The sequence below is a fragment of the Lutispora saccharofermentans genome (assembly GCF_024363565.1).
Classification (GTDB): domain Bacteria; phylum Bacillota; class Clostridia; order Lutisporales; family Lutisporaceae; genus Lutispora; species Lutispora saccharofermentans.
The window spans coordinates 48,703-75,395 of record NZ_JAJEKE010000017.1; the positions used below are offsets into that span (position 1 = coordinate 48,703).

Annotated in this window: 25 protein-coding genes, 5 tRNA genes, 1 riboswitch and 1 other annotated feature; of the genes, 8 read left to right on the forward strand and 22 right to left on the reverse strand. The window is 36.1% G+C overall.

Annotated elements, in window-relative coordinates:
- Positions 1–154: 154 nt before the first annotated feature.
- From LJD61_RS16035 to LJD61_RS16110, 16 genes are all read right to left on the reverse strand, one after another.
- Entirely contained in the window at positions 155–790 is a 636-nt protein-coding gene (locus LJD61_RS16035) for a response regulator (RefSeq protein ID WP_255228555.1), read from the reverse strand.
- Between the two features lie 16 nt (positions 791–806).
- Positions 807–2,216, reverse strand: a complete 1,410-nt coding sequence (locus tag LJD61_RS16040) for a sensor histidine kinase (RefSeq protein ID WP_255228556.1) — start codon at positions 2,214–2,216, stop codon at positions 807–809.
- 44 nt (positions 2,217–2,260) lie between these two features.
- Positions 2,261–2,854 (reverse strand): DUF6305 family protein, encoded by a 594-nt coding sequence (locus LJD61_RS16045; RefSeq protein WP_255228557.1) that lies wholly within the window; start codon positions 2,852–2,854, stop codon positions 2,261–2,263.
- A gap of 22 nt (positions 2,855–2,876) precedes the next feature.
- The gene (locus tag LJD61_RS16050; protein WP_255228558.1) at positions 2,877–4,514 is read right to left on the reverse strand and encodes an ABC transporter substrate-binding protein; all 1,638 of its coding nucleotides are present in this window, start codon (positions 4,512–4,514) and stop codon (positions 2,877–2,879) included.
- A gap of 205 nt (positions 4,515–4,719) precedes the next feature.
- The gene (gene thrS, locus LJD61_RS16055) at positions 4,720–6,630 is read right to left on the reverse strand and encodes a threonine--tRNA ligase (protein WP_255228559.1); all 1,911 of its coding nucleotides are present in this window, start codon (positions 6,628–6,630) and stop codon (positions 4,720–4,722) included.
- Between the two features lie 54 nt (positions 6,631–6,684).
- Positions 6,685–6,882: a binding site (T-box leader), on the reverse strand.
- Positions 6,883–6,924: 42 nt separating this feature from the next.
- Positions 6,925–7,527, reverse strand: coding sequence for a DUF445 domain-containing protein (locus tag LJD61_RS16060; RefSeq protein ID WP_255228560.1), 603 nt, complete (start codon positions 7,525–7,527; stop codon positions 6,925–6,927).
- Between the two features lie 67 nt (positions 7,528–7,594).
- A complete protein-coding gene (gene ytxC / locus LJD61_RS16065) occupies positions 7,595–8,503 on the reverse strand; it encodes a putative sporulation protein YtxC (protein ID WP_255228561.1) in 909 nt (302 codons plus the stop codon).
- 82 nt (positions 8,504–8,585) lie between these two features.
- Entirely contained in the window at positions 8,586–9,338 is a 753-nt protein-coding gene (locus tag LJD61_RS16070; RefSeq protein ID WP_255228562.1) for a DUF6873 family GME fold protein, read from the reverse strand.
- Between the two features lie 323 nt (positions 9,339–9,661).
- Positions 9,662–9,735 (reverse strand) — tRNA-Cys (locus tag LJD61_RS16075).
- A 3-nt stretch (positions 9,736–9,738) separates the two neighbouring features.
- Positions 9,739–9,813: transfer RNA gene (locus LJD61_RS16080), tRNA-Gly, on the reverse strand.
- A gap of 12 nt (positions 9,814–9,825) precedes the next feature.
- Positions 9,826–9,901 (reverse strand) — tRNA-Phe (locus tag LJD61_RS16085).
- 5 nt (positions 9,902–9,906) lie between these two features.
- Positions 9,907–9,983 (reverse strand) — tRNA-Asp (locus tag LJD61_RS16090).
- A gap of 6 nt (positions 9,984–9,989) precedes the next feature.
- Positions 9,990–10,065: transfer RNA gene (locus LJD61_RS16095), tRNA-Val, on the reverse strand.
- Between the two features lie 85 nt (positions 10,066–10,150).
- The gene (hslO, locus tag LJD61_RS16100; protein WP_255228563.1) at positions 10,151–11,032 is read right to left on the reverse strand and encodes an Hsp33 family molecular chaperone HslO; all 882 of its coding nucleotides are present in this window, start codon (positions 11,030–11,032) and stop codon (positions 10,151–10,153) included.
- A gap of 63 nt (positions 11,033–11,095) precedes the next feature.
- A complete protein-coding gene (locus LJD61_RS16105; protein ID WP_255228564.1) occupies positions 11,096–11,836 on the reverse strand; it encodes a class I SAM-dependent DNA methyltransferase in 741 nt (246 codons plus the stop codon).
- A 14-nt stretch (positions 11,837–11,850) separates the two neighbouring features.
- Positions 11,851–13,167: a hypothetical protein gene (locus LJD61_RS16110; protein WP_255228565.1), complete on the reverse strand. Its 1,317-nt coding sequence runs from the start codon at positions 13,165–13,167 to the stop codon at positions 11,851–11,853.
- Between the two features lie 163 nt (positions 13,168–13,330).
- Positions 13,331–13,503: riboswitch (Lysine riboswitch) on the forward strand.
- Positions 13,504–13,641: 138 nt separating this feature from the next.
- Here LJD61_RS16110 and LJD61_RS16115 point away from each other — a divergent pair.
- The 6 genes from LJD61_RS16115 (at position 13,642) to LJD61_RS16140 (ending at position 19,965) form a co-directional block, all read left to right on the forward strand.
- Positions 13,642–14,634, forward strand: coding sequence for an aspartate-semialdehyde dehydrogenase (locus LJD61_RS16115; RefSeq protein WP_255228566.1), 993 nt, complete (start codon positions 13,642–13,644; stop codon positions 14,632–14,634).
- Positions 14,635–14,781: 147 nt separating this feature from the next.
- Positions 14,782–15,660: a 4-hydroxy-tetrahydrodipicolinate synthase gene (dapA, locus tag LJD61_RS16120; protein ID WP_255228567.1), complete on the forward strand. Its 879-nt coding sequence runs from the start codon at positions 14,782–14,784 to the stop codon at positions 15,658–15,660.
- Between the two features lie 12 nt (positions 15,661–15,672).
- Positions 15,673–16,437: a 4-hydroxy-tetrahydrodipicolinate reductase gene (gene dapB, locus LJD61_RS16125; protein WP_255228568.1), complete on the forward strand. Its 765-nt coding sequence runs from the start codon at positions 15,673–15,675 to the stop codon at positions 16,435–16,437.
- A complete protein-coding gene (gene dapD, locus LJD61_RS16130) occupies positions 16,437–17,150 on the forward strand; it encodes a 2,3,4,5-tetrahydropyridine-2,6-dicarboxylate N-acetyltransferase (protein ID WP_255228607.1) in 714 nt (237 codons plus the stop codon). The genes dapB and dapD overlap by 1 nt, the downstream gene beginning before the upstream one ends.
- Before the next feature lie 12 nt (positions 17,151–17,162).
- A complete protein-coding gene (locus LJD61_RS16135; RefSeq protein ID WP_255228569.1) occupies positions 17,163–18,368 on the forward strand; it encodes an aspartate kinase in 1,206 nt (401 codons plus the stop codon).
- Between the two features lie 136 nt (positions 18,369–18,504).
- Positions 18,505–19,965 carry an IS1182 family transposase gene (locus LJD61_RS16140; RefSeq protein WP_255228570.1) on the forward strand — a complete coding sequence of 487 codons (1,461 nt, stop codon included), beginning with the start codon at positions 18,505–18,507 and terminating at the stop codon, positions 19,963–19,965.
- Positions 19,966–20,111: 146 nt separating this feature from the next.
- Here LJD61_RS16140 and LJD61_RS16145 read toward each other — a convergent pair whose 3' ends face one another.
- From LJD61_RS16145 to pdaB, 5 genes are all read right to left on the reverse strand, one after another.
- The gene (locus LJD61_RS16145) at positions 20,112–20,984 is read right to left on the reverse strand and encodes a YitT family protein (RefSeq protein ID WP_255228571.1); all 873 of its coding nucleotides are present in this window, start codon (positions 20,982–20,984) and stop codon (positions 20,112–20,114) included.
- A gap of 266 nt (positions 20,985–21,250) precedes the next feature.
- Complete coding sequence (locus tag LJD61_RS16150; RefSeq protein WP_255228572.1) at positions 21,251–21,931, reverse strand: single-stranded DNA-binding protein; 681 nt, start codon at positions 21,929–21,931, stop codon at positions 21,251–21,253.
- A gap of 107 nt (positions 21,932–22,038) precedes the next feature.
- On the reverse strand, positions 22,039–23,388 hold the full coding sequence (locus LJD61_RS16155; protein ID WP_255228573.1) for a UDP-N-acetylmuramoyl-tripeptide--D-alanyl-D-alanine ligase: 1,350 nt from the start codon (positions 23,386–23,388) through the stop codon (positions 22,039–22,041).
- A gap of 138 nt (positions 23,389–23,526) precedes the next feature.
- Positions 23,527–23,721, reverse strand: coding sequence for a hypothetical protein (locus tag LJD61_RS16160; protein ID WP_255228574.1), 195 nt, complete (start codon positions 23,719–23,721; stop codon positions 23,527–23,529).
- 51 nt (positions 23,722–23,772) lie between these two features.
- Positions 23,773–24,558, reverse strand: coding sequence for a polysaccharide deacetylase family sporulation protein PdaB (gene pdaB / locus LJD61_RS16165; protein WP_255228575.1), 786 nt, complete (start codon positions 24,556–24,558; stop codon positions 23,773–23,775).
- Between the two features lie 198 nt (positions 24,559–24,756).
- Here pdaB and LJD61_RS16170 point away from each other — a divergent pair, with 198 nt between their 5' ends.
- Together LJD61_RS16170 and LJD61_RS16175 are read left to right on the forward strand one after the other, a co-directional pair.
- Positions 24,757–25,179, forward strand: a complete 423-nt coding sequence (locus LJD61_RS16170; RefSeq protein ID WP_255228576.1) for a CBS domain-containing protein — start codon at positions 24,757–24,759, stop codon at positions 25,177–25,179.
- Positions 25,180–25,358: 179 nt separating this feature from the next.
- The gene (locus LJD61_RS16175; RefSeq protein ID WP_255228577.1) at positions 25,359–25,532 is read left to right on the forward strand and encodes an alpha/beta-type small acid-soluble spore protein; all 174 of its coding nucleotides are present in this window, start codon (positions 25,359–25,361) and stop codon (positions 25,530–25,532) included.
- A gap of 53 nt (positions 25,533–25,585) precedes the next feature.
- Here the strand turns inward: LJD61_RS16175 and LJD61_RS16180 are convergent, their stop codons facing one another.
- The gene (locus LJD61_RS16180) at positions 25,586–26,650 is read right to left on the reverse strand and encodes a polysaccharide deacetylase family protein (RefSeq protein ID WP_255228578.1); all 1,065 of its coding nucleotides are present in this window, start codon (positions 26,648–26,650) and stop codon (positions 25,586–25,588) included.
- Between the last annotated feature and the right edge of the window lie 43 nt (positions 26,651–26,693).

A 26,693-nucleotide genomic window follows, 5' to 3' on the forward strand; every position in this document is an offset into this window, starting at 1 on the left:
TATTTCTCTGAAGTTTTTGGAAATAAAAAATATATGCTTTCAACAAAATGGAAATTTGAAGAAGAGTATCTTATTGATAGATGCAAAAAGTCAGAATAGAACTGCTGGAAGACGCATTCTTAACACATATCTTGCAGCAGCTCCATAATTGAATTTATAGTAACTTGTATTTATTCTTAGGTCTGCCTATTTGTCCATAGATAGGAACAATCTCAATCTTTTTTTCCTCAATCATATATGATATATATCTGTGTACAGTCTGATATGCCAGATTAAGGCCGCTGGTTATATCATCAATTGTAAGCCCTTTATCTTGCTCCCTGAAGTAATCATATATAATATTTAAGGTAGCAGGGCTTATTCCTTTATCAACATATATTTGATGCACTTCTTTAGTAAGTTGTTTTTGTATTTCATTAATTCTAAGGTTTACTTTTATCCGTGAAATCAAATCTGGAGATTTAATCGGTTTTATGGCAAAATCAGTTGCACCTGCAGCAATTAATCTTTCTGATGTCTCCTGATTTTCATCAACAGTCAGCACCAGGATTGATACTGCATTGTCCGTTTCACGGATTTTCTTTACCGTAGTCAATCCATCCCAGTCTGCCATATGATAATCCACTATAACCAGATTAGGCTTATATATCTTATACAGTTTATATCCTTTCCTGCCGCCTGATGCCGTGACAGCGTCCCACCCCCCATATATACATATTTCTTTTAGAGTATAAAGAATATCAGCTTCATCGTCTATTATTAAGATTCTAGGCACATTTTCTCTTTTCAACAGAATCACCTCAATTCTAAATATTCATAGGCTTGTATAGCGACTTTTCGTAAAATTCAAAGGAAGGCAGGAAGATAGCAACTGTTGTTCCTATGTCCACCTGACTATGAATTTCTATTCTTCCCCCATTGTCCTCAAAGATACTTTTGGCAAACGGGAGGCCCAAGCCTGAAGTATCGTTTGTCGAGTAGCCTATCTCCCATACCCGATCAAGCTCTGACTCCTTTATGCCTATACCGTTGTCTTGAATCATTATATTAATTCCTTCCTCTGCTTGCTTTACGTCCATGTTTATTATTTTATAGGGATGCTTGCATGGTACGAAAATTGCATTCTCCAGTATATTAATAACTGCTCTGGCAATCAAAATCTTATTTATATATACATCTGAAAGCTCATCGTCAACACTGATTTTAAATCTTATTTCTTCATCCTCTAGAGGCAGCTGTGCCCTTATATAGCTTATCAGTTCTTCAGTCTTCAATCTCTGGCGGGAATCCTCATAAAGAAAACTTGATATCATTTCACTCATCTTTGTTACCGAACTTTCAATGCGCTCGCTGTACTCTTTCAGCTTTACGTTACTGCTTTTCGAGAGTATTAGAGAGTTCAAGCCTCTGATCGTTACCAATGGCGTCTTTAAATCATGCACTAAAGACTTCACCTCTTTATATACCCGGTTTTCCAAAGCCTTTGCTCTCATATTTCTAATTTCGCTTTCTTTTTCGTAATTTTCTCTCATAATGCGTATATTCTTTGAGCTGATCATAAAGAGAGTAGCAGTTATAAAAGCGGATATGATAAAGGGCAGAAAAAATGCAAATCCGGAAAAATTCAAAACTGCAGCAGCATTTAGGTATATGCCTGTTATCTTGATGCTATAAGGAATATCGCTTTGCCCAAAAAGATATATTGAAAAAAAAGGCATAATATTTAACCAGTTGAAAGCAAAAAAAAACTGTATAGAAACTATAAAAACCTGAATGAAACTATTTGTTTCTCCAAATAATTTCTCAAAAAGCATTAATATTATAAAAAGCGCCATTATTGTTGACACAGGTTCCCAGGATATTTTGAATATTAGAGAATCCATCCAATGTAAAACAATAACGGCAATCGAAGATACAAGAAATTTATCAAAAGCGGTTAAGCAGTACCTGAGTTTTGAATGAAATATTACCAGCATGATTCCCATAAAAATAAATGTGCTTTGGATTGCATTCAGAAAATTAGCTTTAGCCGATCCAAGAATGAGATGACCGCTGTCTCCTGTATTGATGGCATCCCGTATCTTTATGATTATATTAAACCAGATTTGCTCTGTATAGACAGGGAAAAGTAAGCCGAGGCAAATAAGTAAAAAACCCGCAGTCAGAAATAGCCTGGCATGCTTAATCTCACTGACCTTTATTCCGCTATTTATCATAATACTACCACTTCCATTCGCTTTTTATAGGGAATAATTGTTGATTACCGGAAAGCAGAAGCAAAGGGTTCGATGATATCATTTACCTTGTCAACCAGAGTCAACGGGATATCTTCATCTTTTGTAAGCTCAATCAAAATGCTCTCCTTGCTTGACTTGCGCAAGCCTATGAAATAATCTGTTCCGGGACCTATAAGCCTTATCATCTGTTCAGTTCTGTTGTCGAGCTGCTCTCCGCCCATTACTATGGTAAGAACCTTTAAATCATCATTTTTGGCCTTCTCCAAAAGTTTATCAATACGCTCTATTTCTTCTTCATAGCTTATATTCTGAAGCTTCATGCCTAACGAGCTATATCCTATAACAAATACTATCGTATTAACCTCTTTTAAATCTGTGTCTCTAGCCTGAGGCATAAAAAAGCTTCGAAGCATTAATTGATTTGATATGTCGTGAATTATGTATGAGTCCGTGCTTTGTCCTGCAGAAATAATAGCAATGGGAGTCTTTGCTATCGGACGAGGCAGACCTGGAAGTGTGAATATTTTTGTATTATTTTTATCTTTGAATGGCATATTTATGATTATTGATGCAAAAAGTGCTGCGAATAACACAACCCGAAGAAACTTTCTTTTCATTTCCTAAACTCCAACCTTTTCACTATTCTGAAGCAAGCTCGACATTCTCTAATGACTCTATACCTGTCATGCTGGGTACATATCCCCTAACCGACAATCGTGATGCCATCACCGGCATAGTGTGTACCAAAGGAACTGAAGGAGCTTCATAATTCACTATTTCCTGTAAGCTTCTATATAGGCTCCTTCGAAAAACCATATTTGTGGTTTCTCTTGCCTGTATTAACAATTGATCAGCTTCTTTGCTTTTATATAAAGAGTAATTAGCGGCAAATCCCGGCTTTGCATTCTCCGATGCAAACATAGTATATAAGAAATTATCCGGATCAGCATAATCGCCTGTCCAACCGATAAGTGCAATTTCATGTTCTCCGTTGCGTATCCTTGTCAAGTATTCATCCCAGTTAAACACCTTTATTTCTGCGTAGATACCGACTTGCTTCAAACTCTCCTTTACAAACTCTGCCACTTGCAAAGGCTTTGGGAAGTAGTCACGGGCCGCATCCATCACCCATAATGTGGTTTTGAAACCGTTAGGAAACCCTGCCTCCTGCATAAGCTTTCGGGATTTATCCGGGTCATATTCGTAAGTCTTCAAATTGTTATTGTAGCCCCAAAGAGACGGTGGAATATAGGTTGCTGCCGGTTTAGCAAAATTATCAAATACATCGTTAACAAGCTTTTCCTTGTCTATTGCATGATTGATGGCAACTCTTACATCTCGCTTATTAAAAGGAAATCTTTCATTGTTCATCGCTATATAGCCTACATTGAAGCTGGGCCTCAAATACAAATGCAAATTTGGATCATATTTGACTTCTGCGATATCAACCGGGCTCAGATAATCCGCAATGTGGATTGAACCCTGCTTCAATTCCTCCAATCTGTCTTTGTTTCCCGGAATAACCCTGAACTCTATTTCTTTAACTTTAGCCCTTCCGTTCCAGTACTTATCATTTCTTTCAAGAATGATACTCTTATTGTGCTCCCAGCTTTTTAAAAGGAAGGGGCCTGTACCAACCGGATGTTTGAATAAATCCTCATTATGCTCCTTTATAGCTTCAGGGCTGGCTATTCCAAATGCCGGCATGGCCAATGCATTTAAAAATGGTGCATATGGTTTGTTAAGCTTTATTTCTAACGAATGATTTGAAAGTGCTTTTACACTATCTACAAATCCGGGGAAACCCCCAAAAACTGTATTCCAATAACTGAATTTACCGTTATGATAGGGATTATCTTTATCCATCCATCTATGAAAGTTAAAGCAAACAGCACTGGCATTGAAATCAGTTCCATCGTGAAAACGGATCCCCTCGCGCAGCTTAAATACCCAGGTCAATCCATCTTCACTGGAATTCCAGCTCTCAGCGAGACATGGTATGATCCTGCCTTCATTCTTTTCATATTTTACCAAAGTCTCAAATATATTTACTGTTACCTTAAAGGAATTCATTTCTGTTGTGCTTGCAGGATCCAAGGTCACTGAATCATTGGCACGTCCAATGATCAACCTTTGATTTGTATTATTTGTACTGCCTGCTGTATTCACAATCGGAGCTTTTTTTACGGGTGCATAATTAAATAATGCAAATATGACAGCTATAATAATAGCAATAGATGCAGGAAGCATTAGAGATGAGTTGTTATCTCTATCCAAATCTTCACCCCCCGTAAAAAATCTTACCTGTTATCCTTCAATAAATTATTAGCTCCTTAGAAATGTCTGTAATATGATTTTAGCCTAAAAGTATGTAAAAATCAAAATATTCTTTATATTATTACTGCTTCGACATAAAATAAGCAAGTAAAACATTTTCATGTCCTACTTGCTTATAAATGCAGCTAAAAATTTTAACTAATATCTATTTGTTTATCTTATCAGCTATTTCATTTTGTATATGAGATATGAAATCTTGAAGCTTCATCGCACCTTTGTCTCCTTCTTTCCTATCCCTCACGGAAACACTGCCGCCTTCTACTTCCTTATCTCCTACAATCAGCATATAAGGCACCTTTTTAAGCTGAGCTTCTCTGATCTTATATCCCACCTTCTCACTCCTAAGGTCTGATTCAACCCTTATATCCAGTTCATTTAATCTTCCTGCAATTTCCTTTGCATAATCATACTGCCTTTCAGATACAGGTATCACGGTCACTTGAGTAGGTGCTATCCAGACGGGGAATGCTCCTGCAAAATTCTCAGTCAATATGGCAATGAATCTTTCTATGCTGCCGAATAGTACCCTGTGAATCATAACAGGTCTATGTTTTTGACCGTCCTTAGCTATATAAGTCAAATCAAATCTGAGCGGCATCTGGTAGTCAAGCTGTATTGTACCGCACTGCCATGTCCTTCCTATGCAATCTCTTAGATGGAAGTCTATCTTAGGTCCATAAAATGCCCCATCCCCTTCATTTAACTTATAGGGCAGCCCCAATTCTTCCAATGCTCCTTTAAGAGCTTCTTCAGCTTGATCCCATACCTCTATCTCTCCTATAAACTTTTCAGGCCTCGTTGATAGTTCTACATGATAGCTGAATCCAAATGTTTTGTATACTTCGTCTATAAGTGTGGCTACCCCTTTGATCTCATCTTTGATTTGCTCAGGCAGCATGAATATATGTGCATCATCTTGTGTGAAAGCCCTGACCCTCATCAAACCATGCAGTGCCCCTGACAGCTCGTGTCTATGGACCCTTCCCAATTCTGCAACTCTCATGGGAAAATCTCTGTACGAATGCAGCTTAGTGCTGTATACAAGCATTCCCCCCGGGCAATTCATTGGTTTTATGGCATAATCTTCTTCATCAATTTGTACTGTATACATGTTTTCTTTATAGTTGAACCAATGCCCTGAAGTCTCCCACAGTTGCCTGTTCAATATTATAGGAGTTTCCACTTCCACATATCCTGCTTTTTTGTGTATTTCTCTCCAGTATTTAAGAAGCTGGTTCTTTAATTCCATACCTTTGGGCAAGAAAAACGGAAAGCCCGGTCCTTCATCCATCAGTTCAAATAGCTCTAATTCTTTTCCCAGCTTTCTGTGGTCCCTCTTTTTAGCTTCTTCAAGCATATTTAAATGTTCATCCAATTGACTCTTCTTAGCAAATGAGGTACCATAAATTCTTTGCAGCATTTTATTCTTTTCATTCCCACGCCAATATGCTCCCGCAACACTCAAAAGCTTAAAGGCTTTAATTTTGCCTGTAGATGGCACATGGGGTCCGGCGCATAAATCTACAAATTCACCTTGCTTATAGAACGAAATAACTTCATCTTTCGGCAAATCCCTGATCAGCTCTACCTTGTAGCTTTCACCTTTTTCTTCCATTAATCTTATGGCTTCTTCTCTCGGAAGTTCAAATCTCTCAAGCTTATAATCCTCCTTGACTATATTTGCCATTTCTTTCTCTATGAGTTCCAGATCGGCTTCAGTAAAGGTTTTTTCAGAATCAAAATCATAATAGAAGCCATTATCTATAGCAGGTCCTATCGCGAGCTTTATCTCGGGATATAATCTTTTTACTGCTTGAGCCAATATGTGAGAAGAAGTATGTCTGAAAGGCAGCTTTCCATCTTCATCATCGAAAGTCAATACTTCAAGCTTGCAATCCTCTTCAATGGCCTTGTCTAGCTCATAAATCCTGCCATTAACCTTAGCTGCTAAAGCAGCTTTTAACAATCCGCTTCCTATTGAGGCTATGATCTCCTCAATCCTTACTCCCTTTTCATATTCTTTTACAGAACCATCCTTTAAAGTAATTTTTATCATAATTTTCCCTCCTGTTTTACTATTGATTTACAAAAAAACAAAAACTCCCGTCCCCTAAGGGGCGAGAGAAAACCGCGGTTCCACCCTAATTGTAACTCACAGATTATAACGTGATCATCGGATAAGCTTACTGATTTCAGCTCTCTGCTCCAAGGTGGTATTCAAACATTCTTGCCAAGAAATGCTTTCAGCCTATGACATTTCTTCTCTAATGGCAGCAATTGTTTTACTTGTCCTCTTCAATGCATTTAATTATTGATATAATTTTAATGCCATTGTTTTAATATGTCAATACTAAATAAATATAAATAATAATATTCCCTGCAATAAACCTATTATTGCTCCTAAAACTCCTCCTAATACTTCAATATGCTTCAACTCTCTTTGAGCAATTTTTAATGTAATCTCTTCAATCTTTATCAGATCGAATGCATTTATTTTTTCCTCGATCATTTCGCCAATTTTAATTTCATTAGAAGTCTTTTCATATATTTCATTGATTAAACCCGCCATAATATTTGGAGCTTCTCGATCTATCTGTTCTTCTATATATTGAAGAACTGCATTTTTTATTATTTGAGGAACTAAAGAAGGCATCTTTTCATAAATGTTTCTAGAAATTTTATCCTTTACTATTGTAATAATCCTATCGGTATTATTATCATTTACAAGCTTCTCAAATATTTCCTTAAAGTTTATCAGTTCCAGTTCCACCGTCTGCCCTATGCTAGCCGCCATCTCAGACCTGCGCTTAGGCAGCAAGCCTTGTATTTCTATGCCTAATATCGGTATATTTATAGGGTTTAAAGGTCTGAACAACATCTTTATTGCTAATACATTGGTTACCCAACCGATAGCGCCGCCAATAAACACAGAAAATAAGATTTTATAGATCATTTTCTTCACCCGTTTACATCAATAGTTTAATACTATTGATTATAACATAAACAGGTTACATAATGCATTAATTTAATTCTTTGTTTGTTTTAAACATACTGCACAAGTCGCATCCTTTACAGCTGTCTATTCTATCATAAAATACATTGCTTATTGTCCTGAACAGCTCCTTGTTTTTAAAGCCCTCGCAATTATGAATAACTACTCTGTTGGGTGCAATTGTTATAAGGGTGCTGATGAGCAGATCATCAACACTTATGTCGCTGTCGCTGAGCTCTAAGCTCAGTTCTTCAAAGCAGTCATAATCAATGAGTTTTTTTTCGCTATCCATAAGAATATAACCTCTGTTTTCTGAAGGCATTACATGAACCGTGCTGATCTTGCATTCTTGTATTTCTACAAAATATCTGAGCAGCTTTATAAATTCATTATACTCTCTCTCAGTAATATAACTCTCTACCGCTTTCTCCACAATACTGCTTAAATCTTTAATATAATCATTTAATCTGAAATTGACAAATCCATCAATTATTATTATATTCTCTGCATTAAGATAATTTAATATCTTTCTTATAATTCTTGTTCGCCTCGTTTGTCCATAAAATCCTTCTTTATACCTGTCTTCGGCCTCAAGAATCTTGATGGAAGATTCATATATTTGATTTCTTTCATATTCACTCAGATATAGATAATATTCCTTTATAATCTTTTTTAATATCTTTGATTCGTAATTATTTATAATAACATCACATAAAATTTCAGCCAGCGAATACTTAAGGTCTTCACAGGACCTGGGCTCTTTAAGCTTTGCCATAAATCCTTCTTTCAATCCGCATCTTATGAAGACCGTATCTCCGGCTATATATTCTTCATGCGTTATATTCATATCTTCTTTCCTAATGGATTCCAGCTCTGAATATATATGATTTTTTATCTTTTCATCATTATTTTTAACGGCAATTGTTGTTAAGTACATCTGCTCAACTCCTTCCTGTAAGTATTATTTGTGTTACAGTAACAATTATTCAATTATCATATAGGCTTAAAACCCTTAAAAATCAATAGCTTATAGGCATTATAGAGCCAATGTCCATGATTTTCTTGCTGCTGAGTATTTTGATATCAATGCCTTTTAAAGCTATAAACTCCATAATTTTATCAAAGTCTTTTAATTCTTTTATCGTTCCGGAAACCGCAATGCATTTTTTTGATATGAGGCCTGACGCACCGCCTATAAATCCATAGTCAAGCCCGATAATATCAATATCTCCGGGATTTATAACCAAAACATCGATCCCGTAGTTCTCCATAACTCGTGCAACTCCAAGATCATGTGTAATTGCAGAAAATTCATCGATAACACACACCGAGCATTTTGTATATCCTTGCTTCACATGAACTAACTTTATATCCAATTTTTCATAAAGATTTCTTATTTGCACATCCGTATATTTTGTATTGTGGAAAGCCAATTTACCCATTCTTAATACATTATATGCTATGTTTTGGGGATAGTTTCTTTGAAGCCATGCAGCACCTTTTGTCAATGCAAATCCTTTTTTTAAAAGCTTTGGTGCAAGCTTATCATATATATTCGGTGCAATGACCATGGAGTTGCCCCCTATATGATGGACAAGCATGTCAGGGTGCCCATTTATTGCGTCATATAGCTCATTGCAGCAATCTGTCCTTATCACCTCGATGCCCAGCTTTGACAAAGATAATATAAGCTCATCATCGGCTCTATAATCCAACAAAACTGTCTTTATATTATATTCGGGTATATTTGGTGTTTTAAGATACTTTTCCATATTGTTCTCCATCTATTGATTTTATATTTTAGCAGTTCTGTTATCATAACTGATAACGATTGCAGAGCTTCGAAACTAAGAGTTTGTAAGCTTGCATAGGGTTGCGTCAAAACTCGCTTTGGCTCAAACAGTTGACGCAACTGTTCCTATACTTCGCTAACAAACTCTAAGTCCCTTCACAATGCACTCTTTTATCAGTCAGGATAACTAAGGTGAATTGCCCCCAAGATTAAATTAAAGCTATTGCAGTGGAATCATATTTATATTGAAAAACAAAAAAACGCTTCCATAAGAAGCATTTTACTTGTTGCAAATATATTTGTTGGAGGCGACACCCGGATTTGAACCGGGGATAAAGGATTTGCAGTCCTCTGCCTTACCACTTGGCTATGTCGCCTAATGGAGCGGGTGACGAGATTCGAACTCGCGACTTTCACCTTGGCAAGGTGACACTCTACCACTGAGTTACACCCGCATATGCTAAAAATGGTGCCTTGGGGCGGAATCGAACCACCGACACGAGGATTTTCAGTCCTCTGCTCTACCGACTGAGCTACCAAGGCTCTAATGGCGACCCAGAACGGGCTCGAACCGTCGACCTCCAGCGTGACAGGCTGGCATTCTAACCAACTGAACTACTGGGCCATTTGATGGTGGGCACAATAGGGCTCGAACCTATGACCCTCTGCTTGTAAGGCAGATGCTCTCCCAGCTGAGCTATGCGCCCGTCATGTCTGACGACAAGATTTAGTATACATCATAGAGAGTTCAAAGTCAAGCTGAAAAAATGAAAAATCATCAAAATAGCTATATCATTGTGTGGCCTTTTTCAAAATATCTTGCAGCTCCTCTTTATTGAATAAATACTTTTTGTTGCAAAAATGGCATATCAATTCTGCTTCGCCCTGCTCTGCAATTATTTCGCTGATATCTTTTTTACCTATGCTGATCAATGCTTTTTCCAATCTGTCCCTATTGCAATTGCATCTATAGCTAACCTCTTGTGTTTCGTGAATTCTGTATTCAACGCCTTTCATTATCTCTCCGATTATTCCCTGGGCGCCATTTAGGGGTATAACCTCAGTAACAGATTTAATATTTTTAACATTTTGCTCTATTAACTCAATAATATCCTCTGCAGCACCAGGCATTACCTGAACAATGAAGCCTCCAGCAGAATCAACTTTACCATCTCTTGCAACCCTTACTCCTAATGCCACGGCAGTCGGAACCTGCTCTGAAGTTGCAAAGTAAGAAGCCGCATCTTCTGCTATTTCACCGTTTACAATCGGTACTTGCCCCACATAAGGCTCCTTTAATCCTAAATCCTTTATCACAGTAAACAGGCCATTTTTACCTATGGCCCCACCTACATCAAGCTTTCCAACTTCATTCAACGGCAGATCTACATAAGGATTTCCTATATAACCCCTTACATCTCCTGTTTTATCGGATACTACAATAATATTGCCTGCAGGGCCCTTCCCATTTATTTGTAAAGTTATTTTATCGTTCTCTGACTTTAGCATAGTTCCCATCATGCTGCCTGCAGTCAACATTCTCCCGAGAGCCGCAGTTGTTACAGGATAGGTATTATGTATCAGCCTGGCTTCTTCAACAATATTTATCGTCGTACATGCCCAAAATCTTATGCCGCCATCATTACTGGTTCCTCTTAGTATAATATCTTTCATTTTTCCTCCTATATATTATTTTTTTTACGTCTTCAACTAATATTCCAGCCAAGCCGGATATCTTTACTTTTTTGATATAAAAAATACCCTTTCACTTTCTTCATGGGCTTTAAAAAAAGTAAATTCATCCAGGACCTCTAAAACATTAAATCCGCATTTGGAGAGATTATCGCAAACCTCTTTATTCTTATAAGCCCTTTGAACATGCACTTCTTCTATTCTATTATATAATTTGCCTTCAGGAATAAAAAAATTCAATACCATAGTTACAGTAGAAGATGCTGCATCAAATTCGTTTTCCCATGAGTAAAATATCCCATCTTTTTCTTCAACAAAAGTATTATTGCCTATGATGCGACTTAATTTATAATAGCTGCTAATGTCAAATATAAATATTCCTCCGCAATTCAGAAGCTGATAAGCTCTTTGAAAAGTGCTCAGCAGCTCATCTTCCTCAAGGACATAATTAATGCCGTCACAAGCGCATATAATAGCATCAAAACTTCCAGTCAGGTTCAAATTTCTTATATCTTGCTTGATAAATTTAATCTTTTTGCCCTGCTCTCTTGACTTATTCTCAGCAACCGATAACATCTGTTCCGATATATCGATTCCCCAAATATCATAACCAAGTTTTGCCATAGGTATAGTTATGTTTCCAGTGCCGCATGCCAAATCCAGCACACCTTTAGGCTGTACATTTATATATCTAAAAATATCCCTTACATAGCTAACCCATTTTTCATAATCTACATCATCCATTAAAATGTCATAAATATTAGAGAAACCTTCATATTGAGTCATTTCTGAATTCTTCCTTATCTTTTAAATGTATAATAAGAAATGGTATTTTTACGTTTTTTAGTCCTTCTTCCAAACAAATAACCTAACAGGAAAGCAGCAACTATCACAATAAGTGGAGTATATTTAAATGCCTTAATTTTATAAATAATATTCTCTAACTTCAGATGCTTAATAGTTTTTGCAACTACGCTGTCTTCCTTAACCTTATTAGGACTTGAATCCCCTCTATTTGTGATACTCCCATCATCCTCATAACTGTTGCCGTCACCCTGCATCCACTTGCCTATATATTCATTGTCGGTATACGCTTGAGCCTGAAGCGATTTCATTATTGCAAGCAGCTGAGCATCCTGGACCTTTCCCTGCAATATCCTATCTGCATCGTATAAAATCTTATATTTCAATCTATTTGGGTATAGTTTTTCAAAATCCAAACCTTTTAAGAACTCAAAATATTTTTCAAAATTTGCTTGCTTTCTATATGCTTCCGCTTTTACATATTGGATTTGGACCATACTAAAAGCAGGATCTCCCGGGTTTTTAATATATTCATCACATAAAGTATTCACTGTGTCATATTCTTTTTTTCTAAATGAAGCTGCAATATTTTTTAATTTTTTATCAGAGCCGAAATCCAATCTGTCTATAGATAGTTTATCCAGCAATTCATAATCTAAGCCAAGTATTTCACTGTCCTTATTCATCTCCAGCAATAGATGATTGTTGCTGCCAAATATTGCTTTGTCTGAAATAATGCCGGTAGTGTCCAAAATATTATACGGAAAAAAATCCCTCAAAGATAACACAATCGTTGAAGCCTCAGAATCCATCAGGTTTTTATTTCTGTTATACCTGACGCTGTACACCCCTTTGCTGTCATTAATAAGTTTAGCTTCATATCTGACATTGAGGTTTCTTGTTTCTCCGCCCTTTAACCATAAGCTGATTGTATGCCATTTTGCTGCCTTCGGCAATGATTCTGACGGATATTTATCTTCAATATAACTCCCGTTTCTATTATAATGCTTAATCGAACTGCCCCTATCTGTTATCTGAACATTTTCTAAATTATTCGAAGGCAATCCCAATATAACTTCTATAGTCTTATCAGTCTTATTTTTAACAATATATTCGCCATTATAGATCAGCTTGTCCTCAATAATTTCAATAGTTGAGTTCTGCCCTACCAACTGTGAATCATAGGTGTTCAACACCTCTAAATCGTATCCATTCCAAACATTTTGTCCATTTTCTGCTGATGCGACTGAGAATGGCACAAAAAATACTATGGTGAATAATATGAATATCATAATGATAGGCTTTACTCTCAAAATTCTCCCCCCTCCATATAAATAAGTTTGTACTATATTTGATTTTACAATAATAATCAATAATTTACAATTGACCATAAGAATTAATATGAATAGAAGCATATAATGTTGACATGTGAATTTATACGTGGTAATATAATAAAAATTAATCATAAGCTTTAGTTCACGAGATAGAGGTGCGCTTTTAATTAATAAACAGCACAAGGCAGTGTCGTCCGATGAGTGTTGTTGAAAGGTAAGAGCGCCGAAGGTAGAAAAAGACACTGTTTTTCTAGCCTGGTCCATGCATTAAGAATGTATGGACTGTCATCTTATAGATGGAGAGCTATCCATGAATGATGTTATTATACATTTTATTATGTATTTTTTTGCATTTTTCATGTCAGCTTTCAAGCTGACTTTTTTATTTATATAATAGTAAATATATTATAAATATCATATAATTAATTGAATTGTACTATGGGAGGTTATTTAATGAAAAATTATAACATCGCAGTCGTAGGAGCCACGGGTATGGTTGGCAGAACAATCTTAAAAGTTCTTGAAGAGAGAAATTTTCCGATAAACAATTTGTATCTATTCTCCTCAGCTAAATCTGCAGGAACTTCGATGGAGTTTAAAGGGAAAAGCTATATTGTTGAGGAATTAAACAATGCCTCTTTTGATAGAGATATGGATATAGCATTGTTCTCAGCCGGCGGTTCAACCAGTACCAAGTATGCACCCATTGCTGCATCCAAGGGAGTAGTAGTTATTGACAACAGCAGTGCCTTTAGGATGGATAAGGATGTACCTCTTGTTGTCCCTGAAGTGAATGAATCTGAAATTATGAAGCATAAAGGGATTATTGCCAATCCGAATTGCTCTACAATTCAGGCTGTTGTTGCATTAAAACCGCTGCATGATAAATATAAAATAAAGCGCATAGTATATTCCACTTACCAAGCGGTGTCGGGCTCCGGTGTAAAAGGCGTCGATGATTTGAAAAACGGTTTGGCCAATAAACCAAATTCTTTTTATCCGCATCCAATAGCAAACAATTGCTTGCCCCATATAGATGTTTTTGGAGAAAATGGCTATACAAAAGAAGAAATGAAAATGATCGAAGAAACGAAAAAAATATTTGATGACTACAATTTAAGAATAACTGCCACAACAGTCAGGGTGCCTGTATCAAACTGCCACTCAGAGTCCGTAAATGTAGAATTTTATAATGACTTTGATTTGGAAGAGTTAAGAAATACTTTAAAGGACTCCCCCGGCATAATTTTAGTTGATGACCCTGAAAAAAATTTGTATCCCCTTGCTTCTCTGGCAAACGGCAATGATGAGGTATTTGTTGGAAGGATCAGAAGAGATGAATCCGTGGATTGCGGCATAAATATATGGATTGTTTCTGACAACATCAGAAAAGGTGCAGCCACAAATGCGGTCCAGATCGCAGAATCACTAATAAAGAACATTTAAGTTGACTATAAATAAGAAAGGCTTCCATTGGAAGCATTTTAACGATCAAGGAAGCCTTTCTTGAAATGCATTTAATAGAAAGTGTAGATTAAGGAAATTTATACTTTCCTATGCATTATAAAAAAATAATAATCAGGAGGTTCCGAGATGTTGTTATTTAAAGGTTCTGGAGTTGCTATTGTAACTCCTTTCACAAAAGATGGAATTAATTTTGATAAACTGGGTGAATTGCTGGAATGGCATATAAGCAACGGTACTGATGCAATCATTATATGCGGTACTACCGGTGAAGCGTCAACGATGACGGATGAGGAAAAAAAGGCTGCATTCAGCTATACTGTAAAGAAAGTAGCAAACAGAATACCTGTTATTGCAGGTACCGGCAGCAATTCTACACATCACAGCATAGAGCTCTCTCAATATGCAGAAAGCGTTGGATGTGACGGCCTTTTATGTGTGACTCCCTACTATAACAAAACGACTCAAAAAGGCTTAGTGGAGCATTATACTGCAATAGCTGACGCAGTGAATATCCCTATAATAATATACAATGTTCCCGGAAGGACCGGACTTAATATTCTGCCCGATACTTTAAGGAAACTGTCTGCTCATAAGAACATAGCAGGAGTTAAGGAAGCCAGCGGAAACATAAGCCAGGTCGTAGAAATCGGCAGATTTTGCAGTGAAAGCTTTGCAATGTATTCAGGCAATGATGACCAGGTAGTTCCACTGCTTTCTGTTGGCGGAATAGGGGTTATATCTGTTGTGGCTAACATAGCGCCGAGAGAAATGCATGATATGGTAATAAATTATCTTGAAGGCAATGTAAAGCAAGCGATGGAACTTCAATTGAAGATCAAACCATTAAATGATGCTTTGTTTTGCGAGGTCAATCCTATACCAATAAAAACCGCTATGAATCTTATAGGGCGTGAGGTCGGAGAATTGCGGCTTCCCCTGACTTCCATGACAGATAAGAATCTGGATTATCTAAAAAAAGAACTTTCATCATATGGTCTCATATAAGGAGGTTAGGTTTTGATAAACATATTGTTAAACGGCTGTAACGGTAAAATGGGCCAGGTAATATCAGATATGCTGGCAGATAATCCAAACATCCATATTACAGCCGGTATAGATACTAATCCGGACAAATTTAGTAATTATTATAAGACTTACAACGATATTGATGCGGTAAAGGAAAAAGCAGATTTGCTTTTAGACTTTTCCCACGCCGACGGCATCAATAAAGTCACTCAATACTGTGTTGATAATGGGATAGCCTTAGTAGTAGCAACTACGGGCTTATCCCAATCTCAACACGAAGTTTTAAGACAAGCATCCGAAAAAATAGCATTGTTTCAATCTGCTAATATGTCTTATGGAGTTAATGTAACAATTGAATTATGTAAAAATGCTGCTAAGGCTTTAAAAGGAGAATTCGACATTGAAATAATCGAAAAACACCATAATGAGAAAAAAGATGCACCCAGCGGAACAGCCCTAATGATAGCTAAGGAAATCAACTCTACCATGAACAATGGCTTGGAATTCATATATGATCGATATGGAAAAGGAGCCAGGAAACATAATGAAATGGGCATATATTCCCTCAGGGGGGGAACCATTCCGGGAGAGCATTTAATAGTTTTTGCAGGCAAGGACGAGATAATCGAGATAAAGCATACCGCACTCTCCAGGAAGATTTTTGCGGAAGGTGCTGTCAAAGCCGTTGAATTTATCGCAGCTAAAAAGCCAGGATATTATAACATGAAAGATTTGATTAAGGAGATGTGCTCATGATGAACGATATAGATTTGACAAACCCATATAAAATTGCTGAGTTTATAAAAAACTCAAAAAAAAGCACCCCTGTTAAAGCTTATATAGACGGCTCATTAGAGAATGCTGATTTTGGGGGTATAGAGCACTTCGGCTCCGGCAGTTTCTGGATACTCTTCGGAGAAAACGAGGAATTAGAGAGTTTCATCGAGAAACATTCAAATATGATTAAAAAGTATCTTGTTGAGTATGACAGGCGCAACTCAGCAATACCCCTTTTAGATACCAGAAAGATAAATGCCAGAATAGAGCCAGGAGCAATAATAAGAGACAGGGTATCTATCGGCAATAATGCAGTAATAATGATGGGGGCAATTATAAACATTGGAGCAGAAATAGGAAGCGAGACTATGATAGATATGAACGCCGTGCTTGGAGCAAGAGCATCCGTCGGCAATAACTGTCATATCGGAGCCGGTGCCGTATTGGCCGGAGTTTTGGAACCGCCCAGTGCTAAACCTGTTGTAATTGAAGATAATGTTATGATAGGTGCAAATGCTGTAGTCCTCGAAGGGATAAATGTAGGAAAAGGCGCCGTGGTCGCCGCTGGTTCCATTGTTACAAAGGATGTACCGGCAGGCAAGGTTGTTGCCGGGATTCCTGCCAGAATAATAAAAGATATTGAAGATTTGGATAAAGATAAAAATAAACTGCTAGATGATTTAAGGAAGTAGGTTGTGATATAAATGCCGATAATAGTACAAAAATACGGTGGCAGTTCAATAGAAAGCATTGAAAAGATAAGAAATGTAGCCAAAAGGATCAGCGAATGCAGGAAAAAGGGATTTGATTTGGTAGTAGTGGTATCGGCAATGGGAAAAACCACAGATTATCTCATAGATATGGCACATCAAGTCAGCAGCAAACCCAAAAAGAGAGAAATGGATGTTCTTATGTCGACTGGAGAACAGGTCTCCATATCACTCCTCTCTATTGCACTTAATGATATTGGAATTGCGGCGGTATCCTACACGGGGCCTCAATTAGGGATAAAAACAGAAGGATACCATACGAAATCCAGAATATCTGAAATTGATAAAGAGGTTATTCTAAGTGAAATCAACAGAGGGAAGGTAGTAATAGTAGCCGGTTTTCAAGGAGTAAATGAAAAAAATGAAATAACTACCTTGGGAAGAGGCGGTTCTGACACGACTGCTGTGGCAATCGCGGCTAAGCTTGAATGCCCCTGCGAAATATATACTGATGTGGATGGCGTATATACCGTAGATCCAAGATTATACCCTTCAGCGCGAAAACTGGAATCCATAAGTTATGATGAGATGTTGGAGCTGGCCAGCTCTGGTGCCGGAGTATTACACACCCGCTCTATCGAGCTGGCTGAGATATACAATGTACCTCTGACAGTAGCTTTAAATACAGGAGATATTAAAGGAACAATAATTAAGGAGTTGGATGAAACGATGGAGAAAACAGCAATTACAGGTCTTGCTGTAGACAATAGCGAATCAATGATCACTTTAAACGGAGTACCGCATGATATAAAAATTATTGCAGATATTTTTGCCAAGATAGCGGAATTAGATATAAATATAGATATGATAAGCCAGACAACTCCAATCAACAAGCTTGTCAGCATTTCATTTACGCTTCCGAAAATAGATCTGCCGCAAGCGATTAATATTCTTGAACAATATAAAGAAAAAATATTTACTTTCAGCTATGATACATTTGATAATATATCCAAACTTACAGTGATAGGCATAGGCATGAAAAGCCAATCAGGTGTAGCTTCAAAAATGTTTAATATTCTGGCTGAAAATGATATATCAGTGCATATTATTACTACTTCAGAGATAAAAATATCATATGTAATAAATCCTGAAGATCAGCAAAAAGCCATAGAAGCAGTTGCACGAGAATATAATCTATAAAAAAAAACGGCGTAAACGAGGGCACTGAAAAAGTCCCTTGAGTAAGTTAGTCATTAAGAGCTTGAAAAAGCAGTAATTTACTGCAATCTCAGGCTCTTTTTGATATAATAGTAGTATGAAAACAGGCGGTGATACTATGATTCAGAATCAACAAGCAATGATATTAAGTCCATATATGGCTCTATACGATATGGTAGTTCCAAAGGACAATATTTTACGTAAAATCAATGAACTTGTAGACTTTAGTTTCGTATACGAGGAACTTGAAAGCAAATATTGTTTAGATAATGGACGAGCTGCAATAAGTCCAATAAGAATGTTCAAATACCTTATGCTAAAGGCAATTTATGATCTTTCAGATGTAGATATTGTTGAACGCTCAAAATATGATATGTCATTTAAATATTTTTTAGATATGGCACCAGAAGATCCTGTAATAGAACCCAGCTCCCTTACAAAATTCAGAAAACTACGTTTGCAGGATGTTAATTTGTTGGATTTGCTGATTGAAAAAACTGTGGGAATTGCCATTGAAAATGGGATAATTAAAAGTAAATCCATAATTGTTGATTCTACACATACTAAGGCTAGATATAATCAAAAGACTCCGAGGGAAGTTCTTTTGGATTATTCCAAGAACCTACGTAAAGCAGTTTACAGAATTGATGAAAGTCTTAAAAGTATCATGCCTGCTAAAGTAAATAATGGCGTTCTTGAAGATGAAATAGAATACTGCAAGAAATTGATCAAAGCAGTAAGAGCAGATGAAGTTTTATCAAATTATCCTGATGTAAAAGAAAAAATTAATATACTTGAAGAAACCATTGAAGACGACTTAGAAAAGCTTGCACTTTCAAAGGATGAAGATGCAAAGATTGGTCACAAAACCTATGATACATCCTTCTTCGGCTACAAGACACATATTGCTATGACTGAGGAGAGAATTATCACAGCTGCAACTGTTACATCTGGAGAAAAGCATGATGGTAAGCAATTGCAAGAATTAGTAGAAAAGAGCGAGGCAGCAGGGATAGAAGTTGAAAATATTATTGGTGATGCTGCATATTCAGAGAAAGAAAATTTAGAGTATGCAAAAAAAGAAAATATTAATCTTATAGCTAAATTAAGCAAAACAGTTAGCCATGGGAACAAACGTGAATCTCATGATTTTGAATATAATAAAGATGCTGATATGTACGTCTGCAAGGCAGGTCATATGAGTATCAAAAAAACAAGTACAAGACCTAAAAAGCATGCAAAAGATGGACAGGGAACTGTAGAATCATATTTTTTTGATGTTGAGAAATGCAAGCACTGCCCATATAAAGAAGGGTGCTATAAAGACGATGCAAAGACAAAATCCTATTCGGTATCAATCAAAACAAATACTCACCAAGAGCATATAGACTTTCAAGAAAGTGAGTATTTTAAAGAAAAATCTAAGGAACGTTATAAAATTGAGGCAAAGAACAGCGAACTCAAGCACAGGCATGGCTATGATGTTGCATCATCGTCAGGTCTAGTAGGCATGGAGTTGCAGGGCGCAGTTACAATATTTGCAGTCAATATGAAACGAATAATAACATTATTAGGGTAAAACACCATACCTTTTTCTTAAATAAAGTGATAAAATCCACTATATCCATTAGTGTTTATGGAATATAGTGGATTTTTATATTTTTGGTTAATTTAAGGTACTAAAAAGTAATAGTTTTTCAGTGCCCTCGCGTAAACGCCGTTTTTTTAGACTCCCCTTTTACTGAATCCTCTTCCTAATACTTCTGCAGTATTGCTGACCGCCATAAAAGCTTTTGAATCGATTTCTCTTACTATTTGTTTCAGCTTTGCAAGCTGATTGAGTGTAACAATACAATATATCACTCTCTTCTTGTTTCCTGTAAAGGCCCCTTCTCCATCCAAGTAAGTCACACCCCTATGAAGCCTCTTTATTATTTCTTTGACAACCTCATCTTCCTTATCAGAAATAATCATAACTTGTTTCCTTATATCAAAACCCTGCTGCACTTTATCAAGAACCTGAGAAGCTATATACATAGTTATGAGTGTATACAGCGCCGGCTTTAGCCCATATATAAAAGAAGCTATGGTCACTATAATAAAGTTAATGGTTAGAGAAGTGCTTCCGATATTTATGGACATATATTTTTTTATTATTACGGCTATTATGTCTATTCCTCCCTGGGAAGCCCTGTTCCTAAATACGATACCCATGCCAATTCCATTCAGTATTCCTCCATATATGCTGGACAGCATTATATCATCGATAATATGCATACCTCTTAGAAAGCTGAATGCATCTATAAAAAATGATAATGAAGACATTCCAATTAGGCTGAGTATGATAAATTCCTTGTCAACAAATTTATATCCAAGAAGAAATACAGGTATATTAATAACAAATATAAGCAATCCCGGGCTTATACCGGTTAAATAATTTATTATTAACGCTATACCACTTACTCCGCCGCTCAATAATTTGTGCGGCATTATAAAAGCATTGAATGAGATGCCGCTTATAGCTCCTCCTAAAAGTATAAACACCATCATTATCAGATATTTAAACTTACTGCTGTATAGTCTATCTATATAATTCATTTATGTACCCCCAAATCTATACATATTATTGCTATCTTACATATCATTATATATACATTTTATAGCAGCAACAATAGCTAAATGCAATCTTTGCATAAAGCAAGACAAGCATGGTCAAATAATTCCCTATAAATGTAAAAAAGGCTTCTGAAGAAGCATTATTTATTAAGGAAGCCTTTTTTGAAACGCATTTAACAGAAAGTGTAGATTAAGGAAATTTATACTTTCCTATGCATTATAAAAAAGGAACTTGAAGTTCCTTTTAACTATTCATCAATTTCGTCGCAATTTGTGTCAGAATCAGAATATTTAATCTCAGAGGTATTTTTATCCACTATCTCCATTTTAGAAATTGACACTTCATAGGCTGTCCTTGTCACCACTTCCTCTTCGGCAATCTTCTTTTGATACTCTCTGCTTTGTATCCTTCCCCATACTCTTATCCTGTCGCCGACTTGAAGCTTCTCTGAGTATCTTGCATTTCTGCCCCATGCTATGCTTGGAATATAATCGGATTTGTTATAAGGACGGTTTACTGCTATAAGCATATCAGTTATTTCCCTTCCAAATGGGGTAGTTCTATAGATAGGTTTTTTACATATGTAACCGTCAAGGAAAATCTGATTCGGATTTTTTATCTCCTCATCTGATAAGCTTATGCTCCTCGCAAATATTGTTAATATCAATTTATTGTTTCCATCAATAAACTTATTATAAGACCTAAGCTGACCCTCTACTATAATTTGGATGCCTTGTTCGATATTCATACCTATTATCAGCCTTTCAGATATCGTAACCGGCAATTCATCTGATACATCACTGAGTCTAGGTACAATCAAATTTACACTGTAAAAATCCTCACCAAACATTTCATGGCTGTATGTCGGTTTCTCTTTCACAATTCCGACAATTGTAACAACATTATTGGATATAACTTTATCAACCATTTTAGCCCCCACTCCTTCCTTGCTCTTGTGTTCTTCGAATATAATCTACACTATTATTATTCACACACCTAAAATATTATGAATATATTTCTTATTACATAAAATATTTATTTTGCTGACATCAATTCAATGATGCTTTGAGATGAATTCATTTCATCACCTCCAAGTATTAAAAGGATGTCTTTATCAGATAAATATTTTATAGAACATCCTATAGCTTTTGACAATTGATCAAAATATCTGACCTTCACATTCTTAAATATTCCAGGATTTTTATCCTGTACCTCTTGCTTCTCTCCGCATAAAATGTATAATTCTTTAATATCCAGACTCAGGTTCCATTCATTAATCAAATCTACTAAAAGCTGATTAAATTCTTTACGATATGATGAGAAATCCGGAATAATTACATATAAGCTTCTGTAATCCAACATTTGAAGCATTTCAAATGCTTCTCTATAATCCCTCTCAGTCAAGCAATAGCTGTCAATAAGGATGAAGTTATCATATTTGATTATGGAAAAATCTCTGCCTTTATCATCAAATTGATATAAGGTTTCTTTAACGCATTCCATATCTATATCATAGTATAAAGCGCAGCTTATTGCAGATAACGCCGAATATACTTTGCCGATGCCCAAACCTTTTATAGAAATTGGCACTTCAAATGGCTCAATAATCGAGCCGGATTTACTATAAAATGTTCTTTGCAGACAGTAATTAAACTTTGTAATTTCACCATACTCAATGCTGGTAGCAGTAACAGCCGCTTTTTTATTCAATCCATATGTAATAACTATATTTTCAATCTCCCCATCGATGGCTTTTAAAATATGCAGGTCATCAATGTTTATAAACAAGGGTTTGCCGGGGGTAAAGCAATACATTCCCTTGTTTTTTACAGGGCTTTCATCTATCAATATATAGCAATCATATCTAGGTCTTAACAGAGACTGAAACCTGTTTAATTCATCACTGTAGCTAAAGGGTATTGTAGTCATATTGTTTGAAAGACATAAAAGCACATAATAAAAAAAATTTTCAGCTATTGAATTGAATTTTTCTGATATTAAAGCATAAGCAAAATCCTTTAATTCTTTTCTTTCACTAGACTTTGAAAAATGATTTGCAAAAATTTCATCCAAAAGCCTCACCACAAGCTGGCCTTTGCTGCCTCCATAAACCCCGACAATACTCACCTTATCAATAGGTCTTTCATATAAGAGATTCAATAGAGTAAGGTATGTCTCCTCGATATCTTTTACTTGAACAATCGGTATGGATGGATCCGAAACATTCTTGTTTGATATTATAAGTGAAGCTCCCTTCTTGCTTGCATTATAAATGCCTCTCCTGCTTTTTGAATCCAAATCAATGTAAACCATACCCGGAGCTATCTTAATTGAATCAGACGTCATTCCCTTATTTCCAAGCCGGTGTCCCAAGTATCCAAACATATTATCATCTCCCATATCCATAGTATATATATGGTTAACTTATAATATATTTTTATGTATTTCTCATGGCTTAGTATTTATTAGTTTAATTATAGCATTAAGAAAGCAGGCATCATTGGTTTTTCATTTTTTATGATATCACTTCTTATTTTTGTCAATCCTTAAATATTCTTTGGTGAAATAATTCTTCTTGGATAAACGCAAGCTTTTCTCAATTTCTTCTATTCCTTCAGACAAATCATCAATAGCATGAGATATTTTCACTGCATTTTCTAATGCATCGGCTAAAATAATCGCCTTTTTTACAGTCTTTTTCAGATCACTCTTGCTCATTCTTACCACTCCCCAAAATATTTGCCCTTTGTACATTATATTAATACATCCTTATTGATTTACACTTTCCTTAAGCTTTATTTGCTTTCCTGTATGATCAATATAATAATTATCCTTATATATCAGTTGCGATATAGGTACAACTTCATAGCCCATTTTTTGAAGCTTATCCAGTATTATTGGCAGTGCTTCCTTAATATATGTTGCGTTATTGTGGAATAACACTATGGACCCATTTTTTACTTTCGATATCACTCTGTCGACTATCGCATTGGTACCATAATCTTTATAATCCAACGAATCAACATCCCATTGTATAACATAATAGCCTAAGTCTTTGGAGACTCTCATAAGTCTATTGTTATAATCACCAAAGGGGGGCCTAAAAAGGTTCACCTTGCTGCCGGTTATTGCCTCTATTTTTTCCGATGTGCTCGTCAGCTCTTCCGTGATTTTTTCTTCGCTTAGTTGTGACATCTGCGGATGGCTTGCTGAATGATTACCTATCTCATGCCCCTCTTCGCTTATTCTTTTTACCATATCAGGATATTTATCAACCCAGAAGGCGACCAGGAAAAAAGTAGTCTTCACATTGTATTCTTTTAATATCTTCAGCAAATCTTCAGTTTTATCCGATCCCCAGGCGGCATCAAAGCTTATGGCGACCTTCTTTTCTTCCGTATCCACACAATATATTGGTATCATCCTTTCATTGTTCATAAAGGCGCTGATAGGCCCTCTTTGGAACCCTGCCGTATAGATTGCAGATATAAGCGTCAATGCTACAACTGCTGCACCTATCTTTAGATGTCTTCTGCTTATGAAAAATAACTTCATATCAATACCCCCAATTATTAATCATAAAAAATCAAATTATAAAGCTCTCCATAATTAACGCCCCACTTAAATATATGACATAATTAAAGTCCAATATCCAAGTTTGAACAAATAAATATTGTATTGTTGTATAAAAGCGCAAATATAATTATAATAGAGTTGTTGTGTGTTATAAGTCTTATTGATTGGAGTGATATAATGAATATAGCCTTTTTTCTAGTAGCAAAATCGGATGTTATCTATTTAAGCCCTAAAAATACTATGAGACAAGCTTTGGAAAAAATGCAGCACCATGGATACACTGCTGTTCCTTTAATAGATCATAAAGGCAAATACGTCGGCACTATTACCGAAGGGGACTTGTTATGGAAGCTCAAAAATACCCAAGGGCTCACATTTGAAAGCACAGACAAAGTATTGCTGGAAGATGTGCCTCAACGAATAAAAAATATTGCAGTAAGAATAAATGCTCATATGGAAGATCTGCTCACCCTCGCAAGTGCTCAAAACTTTGTCCCTGTAATTGACGATAATAACATATTTATCGGGATAATCAGAAGAAGGGAAATAATTGAGTATTTCGCAAAAAACTATATTTCAACTATGAAGGATATCAATTAATCTTTCCGGTTAATTTTATTGCTTATGTTACAGTGACTGGTGTTGTAAGGCAACAATATATCGAACTGACACTACACGAAAAGGTAATATTTTCATGATTATTATATAGCAATATAATCAAAATAATACTAAATAGATTAATCTTGCTATAAAAATAAATTATCTTGGAGGTGTAAATAATGGGCAATAATATAAAAAATGCTCGAAATAGATTCAAGGAAGAGGTAGCTACTCAACTAGGGATTAATTTAAAGCCAGGAGACAATGGAAACCTTTCGGCAAGAGATGCAGGCAGGATCGGCGGCGAAATGGTCAGAAGAATGATAAGATCCTATGAAGAGAGACTTAAATAGTTAACAGCTGAGACAGAAAAACCTGATGGAGATGATTCCATCAGGTTTTTTTATTAAGGATTATAGGTGATAAGCTTCATGTCTCCTAATCTGTTTTTATCAATATTATTGGATTCGCTTTCAGGAATAGTAACTGTATTAATATTTCCATCACTTATGTATCTCTTGTCCGGGTTTTTATCAAAATACTTGATGTAATCATATATTCCTGTACCGGCGACCAGCATTTCACTTCCTCTCACTCTGGGCAGTCTCTGAGGATTAAACTTTATGCTGACAGGCGAAGGGGCCGGATTGCTTCCGACGAGCAAAACTGCTTTATGGTTATATGCTGAACCTTCACTGCTGCCCGACACAACATATTTATAATTTTCGCCTTTAGGTGCTGCTCCATACGGAAGCGCCAGGGACTGCACCTCATAGTCGGGAAGTATTTCCTTAGTTTTTTGAACATTTTTCCCCAGAGATTTCTGGACCTCTTCAATGCTGATCTTGCCTAGATTCTCATGATTATAGCCATGGTTCCCGATTTCGTAACCATTATTTATAAGGAACTCATACTTTTCTTTAATAAGTTCTTTTTGCCTGAAAGGGATGGGGTAATATACAAAAAAGCTTGCTGATTTGCCGAAATCAGGGTGTTCTTTGTTGAAGCTTTCAAGCAATCCCACTGCACAATTCGGATCTATTTTGTTTCCTTCACTATCTTCTATCAGATTAAATTGATTCAATAATCCGTCATCAAAAGTTATAACTACAGGAGTATAACCTGCCTCCACATTTATCTTATTGTCTACAAAATCTCTCAGACTTATAAGCCTATAACCATTATCATAAAGAGTTTGAAGGTCTTTTCTAAAGTTTTCCGGAGTTCGTACCCATTCTGACTCTTCTTCTCCAATGCCATGATACATCAATATCATAACTTGTCCGTTTTCATTGGGCTTTATTTTTTCATAATCTATTTCTTCTATTTCAATATCCGGAGAAGGTTTTTCATCTATTGTTTGCCCTTCTTTTGACTCGTCCGGAGTATTGCTGGCAGGAACGCCCGGATTGGTACAGCCGATCAAGGTTATACATAAAATAAGATAAAAAATAATAGTAACTTTTTTCATTTTTGCCCTCCATACTCAAGCTTTACAATTATTATATCATATG

Bases quoted from the DNA above. Each gene is read 5' to 3' on its own strand.
- LJD61_RS16170 (WP_255228576.1), top strand. From the start codon at position 24,757: ATGAATATAGCCTTTTTTCTAGTAGCAAAATCGGATGTTATCTATTTA.
- LJD61_RS16115 (WP_255228566.1), top strand. From the start codon at position 13,642: ATGAAAAATTATAACATCGCAGTCGTAGGAGCCACGGGTATGGTTGGC.
- LJD61_RS16045 (WP_255228557.1), bottom strand. From the start codon at position 2,854: ATGAAAAGAAAGTTTCTTCGGGTTGTGTTATTCGCAGCACTTTTTGCA.
- LJD61_RS16040 (WP_255228556.1), bottom strand. From the start codon at position 2,216: ATGATAAATAGCGGAATAAAGGTCAGTGAGATTAAGCATGCCAGGCTA.
- thrS (WP_255228559.1), bottom strand. From the start codon at position 6,630: ATGATAAAAATTACTTTAAAGGATGGTTCTGTAAAAGAATATGAAAAG.
- dapD (WP_255228607.1), top strand. From the start codon at position 16,437: ATGAACGATATAGATTTGACAAACCCATATAAAATTGCTGAGTTTATA.
- LJD61_RS16140 (WP_255228570.1), top strand. From the start codon at position 18,505: ATGATTCAGAATCAACAAGCAATGATATTAAGTCCATATATGGCTCTA.
- dapA (WP_255228567.1), top strand. From the start codon at position 14,782: ATGTTGTTATTTAAAGGTTCTGGAGTTGCTATTGTAACTCCTTTCACA.
- hslO (WP_255228563.1), bottom strand. From the start codon at position 11,032: ATGAAAGATATTATACTAAGAGGAACCAGTAATGATGGCGGCATAAGA.
- LJD61_RS16160 (WP_255228574.1), bottom strand. From the start codon at position 23,721: ATGAGCAAGAGTGATCTGAAAAAGACTGTAAAAAAGGCGATTATTTTA.
- LJD61_RS16155 (WP_255228573.1), bottom strand. From the start codon at position 23,388: ATGTTTGGATACTTGGGACACCGGCTTGGAAATAAGGGAATGACGTCT.
- LJD61_RS16135 (WP_255228569.1), top strand. From the start codon at position 17,163: ATGCCGATAATAGTACAAAAATACGGTGGCAGTTCAATAGAAAGCATT.
- pdaB (WP_255228575.1), bottom strand. From the start codon at position 24,558: ATGAAGTTATTTTTCATAAGCAGAAGACATCTAAAGATAGGTGCAGCA.
- LJD61_RS16060 (WP_255228560.1), bottom strand. From the start codon at position 7,527: ATGATCTATAAAATCTTATTTTCTGTGTTTATTGGCGGCGCTATCGGT.
- LJD61_RS16180 (WP_255228578.1), bottom strand. From the start codon at position 26,650: ATGAAAAAAGTTACTATTATTTTTTATCTTATTTTATGTATAACCTTG.
- LJD61_RS16145 (WP_255228571.1), bottom strand. From the start codon at position 20,984: ATGAATTATATAGATAGACTATACAGCAGTAAGTTTAAATATCTGATA.
- LJD61_RS16105 (WP_255228564.1), bottom strand. From the start codon at position 11,836: ATGACTCAATATGAAGGTTTCTCTAATATTTATGACATTTTAATGGAT.
- ytxC (WP_255228561.1), bottom strand. From the start codon at position 8,503: ATGTACTTAACAACAATTGCCGTTAAAAATAATGATGAAAAGATAAAA.
- LJD61_RS16070 (WP_255228562.1), bottom strand. From the start codon at position 9,338: ATGGAAAAGTATCTTAAAACACCAAATATACCCGAATATAATATAAAG.
- LJD61_RS16150 (WP_255228572.1), bottom strand. From the start codon at position 21,931: ATGGTTGATAAAGTTATATCCAATAATGTTGTTACAATTGTCGGAATT.
- LJD61_RS16175 (WP_255228577.1), top strand. From the start codon at position 25,359: ATGGGCAATAATATAAAAAATGCTCGAAATAGATTCAAGGAAGAGGTA.